This is a genomic window from Paenibacillus sp. FSL W8-0187 (assembly GCF_037969755.1).
Lineage (GTDB): Bacteria > Bacillota > Bacilli > Paenibacillales > Paenibacillaceae > Paenibacillus_AQ.
This window is the reverse complement of the sequence record NZ_CP150206.1, coordinates 5,729,966-5,743,167: the sequence shown is the minus strand read 5'-3', so window position 1 is coordinate 5,743,167 and position 13,202 is coordinate 5,729,966. Positions and strand designations below refer to the sequence as shown.

The 13,202-nt window shown below is 48.7% G+C and carries 10 protein-coding genes; 8 read left to right on the top strand and 2 right to left on the bottom strand.

Annotated elements, in window-relative coordinates:
- Positions 1-33 precede the first annotated feature (33 nt).
- Positions 34-1,431 (top strand): Fe-S cluster assembly protein SufB, encoded by a 1,398-nt coding sequence (gene sufB, locus MKY48_RS25935; protein ID WP_076324367.1) that lies wholly within the window; start codon positions 34-36, stop codon positions 1,429-1,431.
- 273 nt (positions 1,432-1,704) lie between these two features.
- On the opposite strand, the gene MKY48_RS25930 is transcribed toward sufB, so the two are convergent.
- Positions 1,705-2,751: an HD-GYP domain-containing protein gene (locus MKY48_RS25930; protein ID WP_076324366.1), complete on the bottom strand. Its 1,047-nt coding sequence runs from the start codon at positions 2,749-2,751 to the stop codon at positions 1,705-1,707.
- Positions 2,752-2,838: 87 nt separating this feature from the next.
- Positions 2,839-3,576, bottom strand: a complete 738-nt coding sequence (gene moaD, locus MKY48_RS25925; protein ID WP_339267303.1) for a molybdopterin converting factor subunit 1 — start codon at positions 3,574-3,576, stop codon at positions 2,839-2,841.
- A 113-nt stretch (positions 3,577-3,689) separates the two neighbouring features.
- Between moaD and MKY48_RS25920 the strand changes: the two genes are divergently transcribed.
- The 7 genes from MKY48_RS25920 to ytvI all read left to right on the top strand — a co-directional run bounded on the left by MKY48_RS25920 (position 3,690) and on the right by ytvI (position 13,199).
- On the top strand, positions 3,690-5,123 hold the full coding sequence (locus MKY48_RS25920) for a bifunctional UDP-sugar hydrolase/5'-nucleotidase (protein ID WP_339291599.1): 1,434 nt from the start codon (positions 3,690-3,692) through the stop codon (positions 5,121-5,123).
- Positions 5,124-5,193: 70 nt separating this feature from the next.
- The gene (locus tag MKY48_RS25915; protein WP_280530284.1) at positions 5,194-6,018 is read left to right on the top strand and encodes an undecaprenyl-diphosphate phosphatase; all 825 of its coding nucleotides are present in this window, start codon (positions 5,194-5,196) and stop codon (positions 6,016-6,018) included.
- A 108-nt stretch (positions 6,019-6,126) separates the two neighbouring features.
- Positions 6,127-7,212, top strand: coding sequence for an HD-GYP domain-containing protein (locus MKY48_RS25910; protein WP_339291598.1), 1,086 nt, complete (start codon positions 6,127-6,129; stop codon positions 7,210-7,212).
- 29 nt (positions 7,213-7,241) lie between these two features.
- Positions 7,242-9,503 carry an MMPL family transporter gene (locus MKY48_RS25905; protein ID WP_339291597.1) on the top strand — a complete coding sequence of 754 codons (2,262 nt, stop codon included), beginning with the start codon at positions 7,242-7,244 and terminating at the stop codon, positions 9,501-9,503.
- A gap of 139 nt (positions 9,504-9,642) precedes the next feature.
- Positions 9,643-10,782 (top strand): radical SAM/CxCxxxxC motif protein YfkAB, encoded by a 1,140-nt coding sequence (yfkAB, locus tag MKY48_RS25900; RefSeq protein ID WP_339291596.1) that lies wholly within the window; start codon positions 9,643-9,645, stop codon positions 10,780-10,782.
- Positions 10,783-10,807: 25 nt separating this feature from the next.
- Positions 10,808-12,133, top strand: a complete 1,326-nt coding sequence (locus MKY48_RS25895; RefSeq protein ID WP_339267293.1) for a hemolysin family protein — start codon at positions 10,808-10,810, stop codon at positions 12,131-12,133.
- Between the two features lie 34 nt (positions 12,134-12,167).
- Positions 12,168-13,199 carry a sporulation integral membrane protein YtvI gene (ytvI, locus tag MKY48_RS25890; protein WP_339291595.1) on the top strand — a complete coding sequence of 344 codons (1,032 nt, stop codon included), beginning with the start codon at positions 12,168-12,170 and terminating at the stop codon, positions 13,197-13,199.
- The last annotated feature ends 3 nt before the right edge of the window (positions 13,200-13,202 follow it).

The window sequence follows — 13,202 nt, the reverse complement described above, 5'->3', positions numbered from 1 at the left end:
GTGAATCAATAGATCGATAGGGAGGTAAGTTAAATGGCTAAAAAAGCACCAGAAATTGGAGAATATAAATATGGTTTCCGTGACGAGCACAAAGCTATTTTTCAAACTGGCAAAGGTTTGACGCGTGAAGTCGTAACGGAAATTTCCAAAATCAAGAACGAGCCGGAATGGATGCTGGAATTCCGTTTGAAATCACTGGAGCAGTTCGAGAAAATGCCAATGCCTCGCTGGGGCGGCGATCTCGACGAGCTGGATTTCAACGATATTCAGTACTATGTAAGACCTTCCGACAAGCAAGGCAAGACTTGGGAGGAAGTTCCTACTGAGATCAAGGAAACCTTTGATAAATTGGGTATTCCGGAAGCAGAGCAGAAGTTCCTTGCGGGTGTATCCGCACAGTACGAATCCGAAGTTGTTTACCATAACATGCAAAAGGATCTTGAGGATCAAGGCGTTATCTTCATGGATACCGATACAGCTCTCAGAGAGCATCCTGAGATCTTGAGAGAATACTTTGCAACAGTGGTGCCTCCAACGGATAACAAATTTGCTGCACTGAACAGTGCCGTATGGTCTGGCGGAAGCTTCATCTATGTTCCAAAAGGCGTGAAATGTGAAATTCCGCTGCAAGCGTATTTCCGAATCAACTCCGAGAACATGGGCCAATTCGAACGTACGCTGATCATTGCGGACGAGGACAGCTTCGTGCACTACGTAGAAGGATGTACAGCGCCAATCTACAGCACGAACTCACTTCACAGTGCGGTGGTCGAGATCATCTGTAAAAAGAATGCGCGCGTTCGTTATACAACCATTCAGAACTGGGCGCCGAACATCTACAACCTCGTGACCAAGCGTGCCGTTGCTGAAGAGAATGCAACGATGGAATGGGTGGACGGCAACATCGGTTCCAAGCTGACAATGAAGTATCCTGCTGTTATCCTGAAGGGTCGCGGTGCAAAAGGGATGGTATTGTCCATCGCTGTAGCAGGCAAAGGCCAGCATCAGGATGCGGGAGCCAAAATGATTCACTTGGCACCGGACACGACTTCTACGATCGTATCCAAGTCCATTAGTAAGCATGGCGGTAAAGTAACGTACCGTGGGCTGGCTTCCTTCGGTCGCAATGCAGAAGGCGCGAAAGCCAACATCCAGTGTGATACACTCATCCTCGATAATGAATCGACGTCTGATACGATTCCTTACAATGAGATCAAGAATGACAACATTACGCTGGAGCATGAAGCGACCGTATCCAAGGTGTCCGAGGAACAATTGTTCTACCTCATGAGTCGTGGCCTTAGCGAGTCTGAAGCTACGCAAATGATCGTTATGGGCTTCATCGAGCCATTCACCAAAGAACTTCCGATGGAGTATGCCGTTGAGATGAATCGACTCATCAAGTTTGAGATGGAAGGCAGTATCGGCTAAATAGTTCTTATATACACAGGGGGCAAATCACTCGGGCACGAGTGGTTTGCCCCTTTTTTATGCTGGGGATGCTTGGATTGTTTATATTATGTTGATTCATTGTGACATTTATAGTTGCGTGAGCTCGTCTCGATAGGATACGCCTTTTATTTTGCCAGAAATCAAGAGTGAGATGATGTGAGGAATGTCACAAAAACGCACGAAAAAACCGCCAGCATACTAGTCTGGCGGTTATATGAGTTATTCATAAGGGGTCTTAGGCGAAAAGGCCGGTTACAGAAGAATCTCTTGGATCTCGGTATTATATTCCTTGGAGAGGTCGATGAATCGATCCTCAGTCTTCACGAGCGGACGGAAGTAATCCGAAGGATTGTTCATGACGATACTGCCGGATTCGCCGGTCGTCAGCAGAACCTTTTTACCGATAAAGTTCGGCAGCATCTGCTGGATGAAGGCATGCGTCGGCTTGCCGTTCAGCTTACCGAAACTAAGACGATACAGCTCCCGAAGTACAGTTAACAGCTGCTGCTTGGATTGATAGACCCGGTTCGTTGTCATCGCGCTATATACATCGGCTACAGCGCAAATATGAGAGTATGGATGAATCTGGTCTGCACGGAGCGCTCGTGGATAGCCGGAAGCGTCATCCCGTTCATGGTGCTGGAGTGCGACCATAGCGGTGACCTTATCTTCCATGGATTCGGAGATCATCTCGTAACCATAGATGGTATGCAGCTTCACTTTCTCATATTCTTCAGAAGTCAGCTTCCCTGGCTTGTCCAGTATATTCCTTGGAATCTTGCTTTTGCCGATATCATGGAGATAGCCCGCTTTGCCGATTTCATAAGCTTCCTTGTCGGAGTAACCCATCCAATCCGCGATATAGTACGATAACATTCCTACTTGAATGGAGTGCCTGTAGGTATAATCATCTTTACCATTAAAAAGCAGAAGCAAGGAGACCACATCCGTATGCTCATTCAGAGAGCCGACTAAGGGTTTGAAAACATCATCCACAACGGACTCATTGAATTTACCGGTTTGTGACGCTTCGGTAAATAAGGTGGAGCACCCGTCAAATGCAAGATTGAAATGGGGTTTAACCTTGTTGTATGAATCTGAAATTTCAGATGATGAATCGAGGGATACGGACAGTTTGCGTGGGTTTATTTCTATGTAATCGATACCGTGCTGCAATAGCTTGGATATATCCTCTAAACGAAGGGTTGCTCCTTTTTGTAGAACATGAACGCCGTTTGTGTTGTAAGCATCATCCTGCATTTGATCACCGGGTATCAGGTCCGTGACATGTACTCTCAAATCATTGCACCTCTTGCCCTTATATAAGTAAAAAGATCAAAACTATCTTAGCAAGAAAATTATGGTTTTACAATGTGTAATCATGACTTATTGCCTAACGGTTGGGTCCCAGGGTCCGGTCTGCGGTCCTTTCCATTCCGAACCATCGTCCCAGATCTCCTTTTTCCAGATTGGGACGGATCGCTTCAATTGTTCGATGGCATAACGGCTGGCCTCATAACATGCATTCCGATGCGGGGAGGATACAGCGATAACAACACTGGTTTCTCCAATACCGACCGTACCGATACGGTGGGAAATCGCACATTGCGTGCCGGGCCATTGTCGAAAAATGTCAGCGCATATTTGCTGCATCTCTTTTAGCGCCATCGGGATATATGCTTCATACTCCAGCGTAACCGTTCGCATCTGGCCGGTCATCTCTCGCGTTGTACCTACAAAGGAAAGCGTTGCTCCATGATTATCATCATGAACTTTGGCAATGGTTGCTTCTACGGACAGCTGGTCGTAGGATATAGAGCACTTCCCATCTGCCGAGGACCTGGATCCGGAGTCTTGCGGGGCGGTTCCGTCACCGCCGGACACAGGTGGAATCAGAGCTACCTCGTCACCGCTTTGAATAAGCTGATCCGATAACGCATACTCTTGATTGACCGCGACGAAAGCCGTGGAAATCTGGGATTGGACATCAGGATAAGCCCCGCTAAGAAGCAGCTTCAATTCCCCGGCTGTAAGGGGAAAGCCCGGTACGTTAAATGTAAGTGAAGCTGTGCCGATTCGATCAGCTAATCCTGCAAATAATAATATAGAAATGGTTGTTGACATTCTTCATCACCTCGTAATTCTTATGGGCTACAATATACCATATTCTTCGCTAAAATGTTATGCTTGTAAGACCGGAAATTATGGAATAACGAACATGGGGAGGGGGCCGCCAGATGGGGTTAGGAAGCAACAAGCAGAAGCTGACGATATTGTATACCAACGATATTCACAGCCATTTTGAAATGATGAGTAATGTGGCGGCACTTATTTCCCGGGAAAAGGCGGTTGCCGGTGATAAGGCAATTGTGCTGGATATCGGTGATCATATGGACCGGGCATCGGTGGAAACTGAAGGCACGATGGGCCAAGCCAATGTGGATGTCATTAATTTGACAGGATACGACGCCATCACGATTGGCAATAACGAAGGGCTCACCATTTCGTATGATGTTCTGGAGAGTGTATACGCCGGACTGCAGTGTCCCGTTGTGTGCTGCAACATAAGCGAGACAAAGAGCGGTAAACCTCCTTCATGGATGAAGCCGCATGTGATCCTGGAACGAGAAGGCATTCGAATCGGGCTCACCGGCGCAACGGCTGCTTTTGCAGGATTTTATCAATTGTTAGGCTGGGAAGCCGGAGATCCGGTACAGGCTATTGCTGAGCAAGTGCGAGCGCTTCAGGGCCAGTGTGATATCATGATCGTTTTATCCCATTTAGGACTAACGATTGATAAAAGATTAGCAGAAAATGCTGAGGGGATTGATGTTATTCTAGGCGGTCATACCCATCACATCCTTGAGGAGCCTCTGATGATTGGGAAGACTGCCGTGTGCGGTGCAGGCAAGTTCGGACAATACGTAGGTCGCCTTGTCATGCAGCGCGATCATGCAGAAGATCGCTTTACCTGTATAGAGGGAAGTCTGCTGCCCGTGGATAAAAACTTGATGGAACCCATCGTAGAGCAGGCGATCATGAAACACCATGAGCTGGCAAGGGAGAAATTAACGGAGGCCGTAGCCGTTATTGACCGTAGTCTGCCCATTCACTATGAGGAGGAGTCGCCGTTTGCGAACCTGCTGGCTCAGGCAGTGCTGCAGCATACGGATGCTGATTTTTCTATCGTGAACTCGGGGCAACTGCTAGGACCGCTGCCGGAGGGCGAGATCAGTACCGGCATGCTCCATGGTCTGTGTCCGTCCCCGATTAATCCCTGTGTCGTGAAGCTGCGCGGAGAACATATTTATCAAGCACTTGAGGAAAGCCTGCTCCAGGAGTTCAGCGGGAAGAAGATACTGGGCTTTGGCTTCCGCGGTTATATATTAGGCGGCCTGGCTGTCGATGGCTTGAAGATTCACTATGACAAGAACGGAGAGCCCTATCGCAAGATCACGCATGTCTCCATGAAGGGACAACCGTTAGAGCCGCAGCGAGAATACAAGGTGGGAACACTCGACATGTTCACTTTCAAAATCGGATATGAGTCGTTGTCGCTTGGTAAGGATACGGTATATATGCTGCCGGAGTTTATTAGAGACTTGCTGCGAAGTGAGCTTTCGAGGCCCGGTTCGCTTGAAGAGTCCATGATTCCACGCTGGTTATCCTGACAATCCCCGACTAACTTCCTTTGGCCGAGCATACATATGAGGAGGACAAAGGTAAGGGAGGGGAAGGATCATGGATTTTATCACATCCATTATACTGGGGATTGTGGAAGGACTGACCGAATTCATTCCGGTGTCTTCCACAGGCCATATGATCTTGACGGCTAAGGTGCTCGGTTACGACGATCAAACTCCGATCATGAAGACGTTTGAGGTTGTTATTCAGCTTGGCGCTATTATGGCGATCGCAATTGTTTACTGGAATCGGATTTTGAATCTGCTCGGCTGGAGCCGAAGTGAACCATTGACCAAGAAGATGCCTCGAAGACGATTGAATTTGATTCATATCTTTTTGGGGATTGCGCCGGCCCTGCTGGTTGCTTTCTTTGCGAGGGATTTCATCAAGAGCCTGTTCCATGCACAGACCGTGTTGTTTGCACTCGTTGCCGGCGGTATTTTTATGATTTTTGCAGAATGGTACAATAAACATAAAGTTCAAGTGACATCGCATGATTTGGATGACTTGACATATAAACAGGCCTTTCAGATTGGCGTCTACCAGATCATATCCGTATTATGGCCGGGATTTTCCCGTTCGGGATCCACCATCTCCGGGGGGATGCTTAGCGGTGTGAGCTATAAGGCATCGGCCGACTTCTCGTTTATTATCGCAATTCCCATTATGTGTGCTGCATCCGGATATGAATTGCTGGATTCCTATCGATATTTTACTTTAGATACGATCGGTGTATTTCTTGCCGGATTTATCGTTTCGTTTGTTGTCGCTTATTTTGTCGTCTTGGCCTTCATGAAGCTCATACAGAAGATAAGGCTTACTCATTTTGCGATCTACCGTTTTGTTCTCGCAGCCGTTTTTTGGCTGTTTATCATGCATTAAGCAGGAGGAGACACAAGGAGGAGATCCGGCTTCTTCGTATCGTGATCCACTGAAGACTAGACGCTATATCCCACACAAGTTTGAGAATAGCAGAGGAAGTGACGGATTTTGCGTCTTATACCTATCAACGCGTTGAGGCCGGGGATGGTTCTTGGTAAAAGAATATATAATAGCGATGGTTTAATTCTGCTTGCCGAAGGCGTGGAGCTGACAACAGGGCTGATCCGCCGTCTGGGCACGTTGGAACTTGGGTATGTCTATATCGAGGAACCGATGACGGAGGATATCGTGGTTCCGGAGTTGTTGACCGAGGAAACTCGGCTGCACGCGATCCAGTCAATTCGGACGAGCTTCAAGACCCTGGAGAGCCAGGCTGCTCTGAAGGGAAGCTTCCTTCATTTAGGCAAAACATTCTCTGGAATGATGGAGTCTATTATGGATGAAATATCGGATCATGACGAGGGCATGGTGCTGCTGACCGATATGAATACGAACGATTACAACTTGTATCGTCATTCTCTTAACGTATGTCTGTATTCAACGGTTCTTGGTGTGTCTTACGGGTATAATCGGCAGGATCTGAAGGTGCTGGGCTTGGGGGCATTGCTTCACGATATCGGCAAGACGAGGATATCCCAGGAGCTGCTGAATCATCCAGGACGTTTGAGTGAAGAAGAATTTCGCGAGGTTCAGAAGCATACGGAGATCGGGTTCAAAATATTGAAAGATGAACCCAACATTCCGCTGTTATCAGCGCATTGCGCCTTGTCACATCATGAGCGCCTGGATGGCAGCGGTTATCCCAGAGCCTTGAAAGGATCTGAGATCCATGAATACGCCAAATGGATTGCGATTACGGATTCTTACGACGCGATGACAACACAGCGGGTGTACAAGCCTGCCTTATTGCCGCACCAAGCGGTAGAGGTGATGTATGCAGGCTCGGGAACACTGTATGAACAGTCATTCCTGGCCATGTTTCGGGATCGGGTAGCGATATATCCTCCAGGGATCACCGTGAAATTGCATACGGGTGAGAGTGGAGTGGTATCCAAAATTCACGCACATGTGCCTCATCGCCCCGTTGTCCGCGTATTAACGGATGCCGAAGGCACACCGCTAACTGCACCTTACGAATTGGATTTGTCGGAAACGCTGGCCATTATGATCGCTGGTATCGGACGAGCACCATAGATCAAACTTACACTTAAGGAGGTTGACTCGTGAGACGTAACAGCCATACAACATTGCTGCATACATGGGGGCGACAGATATATCGCTACCGTAAAGCCATTGTTGTGACCTGGCTTCTTTTGTTTTGCGGGCTGCTTCCGTTTGCGTTTAAGCTGCCTTCCATTCTGGAGCACAACGGGTTTACGCCGAAGGATAGTCCGGCCCAGATCGGGATTGAGAAGCTGGAAGAGGGATTAGGATTGTCGGCAGCCTCATTGGATGTTGTCGTAGTCAGTCAGCACGATGAGAATCTGACGGCAGGCACGGCGCAGAGGCGAATATTGACGGAGCTTGCGCCTTTGCGAGCCCGTCCCTATGTCAGGGATATTTATATGAATATGGCAGCTCATAAGGCAGGCCAGGACCATATCGTATCCGTGACGGTGCTGCTGGATCTGGATTCCACGGAAGCCTTGAAGCAGTTTGAAGAGATTCGAGATTCGGTTCCGGACATCACGGGAGCGGATACTTACATAACAGGGAATACCGCCATCTTCGCCGACATGAACCGAGCCGTCAAAAGCGATATCATCCATGCCGAGATGGTAGGCATTCCCGCAGCTTTGCTCATTCTGGCGGTCGTATTTGGAACATTGACTGCCGCGATTCTTCCATTGTTAGCCGGTGTTGCCAGCGTGGTGGTCACGATGGGAATCCTATATTTCGTCGCTTTGGCCGACGGTTCGATCAGCAATTTCCTTCCGAATGTTGTAACGATGCTGGGGCTGGCCGTGGGTATCGATTATGCGTTGCTGGTCGTAAGCCGCTTCAAAGAAGAGATGCGGGCACGGAGCGGAGATGTGGGAGCTGCCCTGGCTGTCACTTGCGCAACCGCCGGCAAAGCGGTGATGTTCTCCGGTGCGGCTGTGTTGATTGGTTTTGTGGCGATGAGTTTCATAGACCTGCCGATCTTCCGTTCCTTCAGCATAGGGGGCATTACCGTCGTGCTGTTATCGGTGCTGGCTGGTAACACGCTTCTTCCCGCATTATTGGGAATATTGGGCCCGCGTATAGAAACGCTCCCTCTATTCCCTGCCGCATACCGGACGCTTCGGGCACGGCAGACCTCCGGTATGTGGAGAAAGCTCTCCAGATTTGTCATGGCGCATCCTGTAACCATCTCTATCGCAGCGATCGGTTTACTGTTGCTGGCGATTTATCCTGTTAGGCACATGAATATCGCGATCCCCGCAGCCGAAGTGCTTCCCCCCGCCTATGAATCCCGTTATGGTCACGACCTGCTCATACAGGCTTATGACGAACGTGAATTGAATTCGATCGTTGTGGCGGTGGAGCTTACGGCCTCTTATGAGGAGTCTCACAGCATCGAGCTAATGAAGGTATATACGGATGAAATCAGGATGATGCCGGGCGTGAAGCAGGTAGAGAGTTATCTGAGCATTGGCAGAGGATCGGTAGAGGAAGCATCGAAGTATTTATCCCGCGAAGATATCCGCCAGCAGCTGGAGCAGCATCGTTTTGTTAAGGGGAAAATGGCAGCCGTCGCCGTGATCCCGGAATATGGGGAATCCCATGAGCTTACAATGCAGCTTGTCCGAGCGTTAAGGACGATGGATACTCATGAGCTGACGACCTATGTCACTGGAAGTCCCGCATACAAACTGGACATCATGGATGCCATCCATCAGAAAATCGCCTATGTTCTGGTTTTTGTATTTGTAGTTACCTATGTCATTCTCCTCCTGGCGTTTCGATCGGTCGTGCTCCCTTTAAAAGCAAGCATAATGAATATGCTCAGTCTCGGCGCCGGACTCGGTATCGTAGTGTGGGTATTTCAAGAGGGGATAGGCGCGCAGTGGCTGGGTGTTTCCTCTACGGGATCTATCTTTGCGCTTTTGCCGATTCTGATATTCTGTGTGGTGTTCGGCATATCGATGGACTATGAAGTCATGATGCTCTCGCGTATGATGGAGAACTATGAACGGACGGGGGACAACGAATTCAGCACAGCTGAAGGTCTGGAGAGCACGGGCGGGTTGATTACAAGCGCTGCCTTAATCCTTGCCGTCGTTGTGGGTGCGTTTGTATTTACGGATAATGAAGTGATGAAAGCAATCGGTTTAGGCCTAACAGCAGCCGTTCTGCTGGATGCTACCGTAATTCGGGTGCTGCTTGTGCCTGCGTTTATGAAGATGATGGGCAAAGCGAATTGGTGGAGTCCAAGGTGGATGTTTCCGGCACACAAACTTACTTCCAAGGAACGCTCAGACAAACCTGGGGAAACCGGATGATTTCCCAGCCGAAACAAGCAGAAGCCTTCTGTTTGGGTATGTTATAATCATATAATGGACATTATCAAAGCCGTAGAGTACATAAAGCGTAAGTTGTACTGCATGAATCGGTAATTCAAAGAAATAAGGTGAGAGAACCATGAGTAATACAGCACAGCCATTTCCATCAGCCGTAAGGCCCATTTCGCCGAGTTATGATCCGTGGGATCCGATAACTTCACTGCGCGAGCATGGTCGTCATGTGCTGACCAGTGTGGAAATGACAGTGACGCATCTTTGTAATATGCGCTGTGAGCATTGCGCTGTCGGTGATATGCTTGTCATGAAGGAAGCCCCGATGCTGCCTCTCGATACGATGCTGAAGCGACTGGACGAGGTAGAGCATCTACAGACGATTAGTCTGACGGGTGGAGAACCGGCATTTTTGGGCAAGACGGTGGACAACGTGATTGTTCCCTTACTCAAGTATGCCAAGGAAAGGGGCATCCGGACCCAGATTAACTCCAATCTGACGCTCGATATGAGTCGGTATGAGAAAATGCTGCCTTATCTGGACGTTATGCATATCTCATTCAATTATTTGAACGGGGATGACTTCTATGAGGTCGGATTTGCAAATAGCGCACGTTCTGTCTCCAAGGAGACGGCATACAAAATGTACGATACGATGCTGGTCAATTCGGAGAAGCTGAGTGCAGCGGGTATGTACATATCCGCTGAATCGATGATTAACTATCGGACGCATACGAAACTCAGCGGCATCCACAAGCTGATCAAGGATATGGGCTGCAAACGGCACGAGGTTCACCCGATGTATGCCTCAAACTTTGCTTCCGCTCTGCCCGTATTGTCCTTGAATGACACGAAAGCTGCCATCCACCATCTGCTCGATGTCCGGGATCGGGACATGTGGATGCTGTTCGGAACGCTGCCCTTCTATGCCTGCAGCTCCGATGATCATGACCAAGAGATCATTCGCCGTCTGCGGCAAGAACCGAACGTAACGGTCCGGAATGATCCGGATGGTCGTAATCGGGTGAATGTGAATTTATTCTCGGGCGATGTGTATGTAACGGATTTTGCTGATATCCCGGCGTTTGGTAATATTAAGGAACAGAAGCTTGACGATATTTTTAATGAATGGACAACGGGACACCCGTTGAATCAAACAGTTAACTGTCACTGCGATGCAGTGAGCTGCTGTGGGCCGAACCTGTTGGTGGCGGACATGTACTACCAGGGTGTGGATTTCAAGTCAAGGCAAGCAAAGACAAACTAGAACTCTAGAAAGAAGGCGTGTCATCATGGCGGAGGAATTTGAGGTCGGGAAACTGATTTTGAATTTGCTCTTGGTTTTCCTGCTCGTTTTGTTGAACGGCGTGTTTGTAGCTGCCGAATTTTCATTGGTGAAAATGCGTCAATCCCGGTTGACCCAGCTCGTTAGCGAAGGGAACCGGCTGGCTGGCATTGCCCTGAAAGTAAATCAGAAGCTGGATGCGTATTTATCCGCAACTCAGCTTGGGATCACCTTAACTTCCCTGGGTCTTGGCTGGATTGGGGAGCCTGCCATTTCAGAATTGCTGGTGGCTCCCATTATGCATAGCATTGGCTTTACGGATGAACGATTGATTAGCACGATATCGGTTGCGGTGGGATTCTGTATTATCACTTTCCTGCATATTGTGTTAGGGGAGCTTGCACCGAAGTCTTTGGCTATTCAGCGGACGGAGGGGACGGCTCTGATTCTGTCGGCGCCGCTGCTCTGGTTTTATCGCATTTTTCTGCCGGTGATCTGGGTTCTGAATGCTTCCGCTAATCGTATTCTGAAGATGGTTGGCATCGAGCCGGCAAGTGAGGCCGAAGCAGCCCACTCCGAGGAAGAGATTCGGATTCTGATGAACGAGAGCGCAAAGAGCGGTGTCATTGACGAGAACGAGATGAAATTAATGGACAACCTGTTCGATTTTTCTGACTTGAGAGCCAGAGAAATTATGCTGCCAAGGACAGACATGGACGTTCTTTTCACCAATTATACCTTGGAAGAGAATCTTCAGATCGTCAATGAGACGAAGCATTCCCGTTACCCGGTTGCAACGGACAACAAAGACCGCATTATCGGGTTTGTCCACATTACCGATCTCTTGCTGGCGGAGCCTGATAAGCAGCGTGATCTGGCTTCCTTGATGAGACCGATTATGGATGTATCGGAATCGACGGAGATCAGCGAGGTGCTGCGGAAGATGCAGGCAAGACATGAGCAGCTTGCGCTCGTGGTGGACGAATATGGAGGGACGGCCGGTATCCTGACAGCTGAGAAGATTCTGGAAGAGATTGTTGGGGACCTGTACGATGAATTTGAAGATGAGCGGCCTGAAATTGAAGTGTATGATGAGTACTTTTCAGTGGATGGGCGGATGCTCATTGAAGAAGTGAATGATTTGACCGGCTTGATGATTGAAGAGCATAACGTGGATTCCATTGGCGGTTGGTTATTCAAGGAGCTTGAAGGGAACCCGGCTGTTGGGAAGAAAACCACCTTTGACGGGGTGGTCTTTGAGGTAGAGGAGTCTACACGATTGCGTGTAACTCGCGTCATGATTCATCAGAAGCTCGAGAGCAGCTTCACCTAGAACTAGCAAGACTCTATTTGTTAGGAAGTGGATTATGTCGATTAAGCAGCTCATATTTGTCGGTCTCGGCCTCCTGTTACTGTACGGAATGTTTACCGTTGGAGCTCCGTTCTTGTTGGCCATCGTGATTGCTATTGCATTGGAGCCGTTAAATCGGCTCTTAATGAAAAGACTTCGGTTGAATCGAATCGCGGCCGCAACGGTGACAAGCACGCTATTCCTTCTTTTGATGCTGCTGTTGGCTTATTTGATCGGTCTGCAGGTGTTTAACCAGCTCGTCGAATATTGGAGCCGGGCTCCGCAATATTTTGACGGGGCTAACGAATTCCTTCAGCATACGATTATTCAAGCGCAAGACATGCTGAACGGCATTTCGCCGGGGCTTGCCGACAGTCTTACCGAATTCATGTCAAATATTTCTTCCTATATACGGTCGCTTGTCAATTCGGTATCATCAACATTTTTGTCCTTTGCCAAAACGCTGCCGAATCTGTTCGTCACGTTCATTGTATTCTGTGTAGCGGTGTTCCTGTTCGCTTTCAGCCTCGATACGATGCGTGAGAAAGTGTTGTCGCTATTCGATGAGACATCAAAGTCGCAGGTGAACGAAGTGCTGATCAGCCTGAAAAAATCAATTTTCGGCTTTTTACGGGCACAGCTGATTCTCAGCCTGTTTACGTACGTGATCACACTGCTCGGCTTGCTGGTATTAGGCGTTAACTATCCGCTTGCCATCGCTCTGCTTGTCACCATTGTCGACATTCTGCCGATTCTGGGTGTAGGTTCCGTCTTGATACCATGGTCCATTTACCTGCTTGCAGTAGGCGATATTTTTACAGGGGTTGGCTTGATCTTCATGTTCGTTCTGATTACGGTAATCCGCCGCGTGCTGGAACCGAAGGTCATAGGGGATGCCGTCGGAATCGGCGCATTGCCTGCTCTGGTCAGCATGTATATCGGATTTAAACTGGTGGGTGTGATCGGATTTTTTATCGGCCCTTTGGTCGTTATTATCTATTCCGCTATGCGTAAAGCCGGCTTGTTCCAAATCAAAATTAAATTTTGAGGA

Coding starts and splice junctions, on each gene's coding strand:
- ytvI (WP_339291595.1), top strand. CDS start 12,168: ATGTCGATTAAGCAGCTCATATTTGTCGGTCTCGGCCTCCTGTTACTG.
- yfkAB (WP_339291596.1), top strand. CDS start 9,643: ATGAGTAATACAGCACAGCCATTTCCATCAGCCGTAAGGCCCATTTCG.
- MKY48_RS25915 (WP_280530284.1), top strand. CDS start 5,194: ATGGATTTTATCACATCCATTATACTGGGGATTGTGGAAGGACTGACC.
- moaD (WP_339267303.1), bottom strand. CDS start 3,576: ATGTCAACAACCATTTCTATATTATTATTTGCAGGATTAGCTGATCGA.
- MKY48_RS25895 (WP_339267293.1), top strand. CDS start 10,808: ATGGCGGAGGAATTTGAGGTCGGGAAACTGATTTTGAATTTGCTCTTG.
- MKY48_RS25920 (WP_339291599.1), top strand. CDS start 3,690: ATGGGGTTAGGAAGCAACAAGCAGAAGCTGACGATATTGTATACCAAC.
- sufB (WP_076324367.1), top strand. CDS start 34: ATGGCTAAAAAAGCACCAGAAATTGGAGAATATAAATATGGTTTCCGT.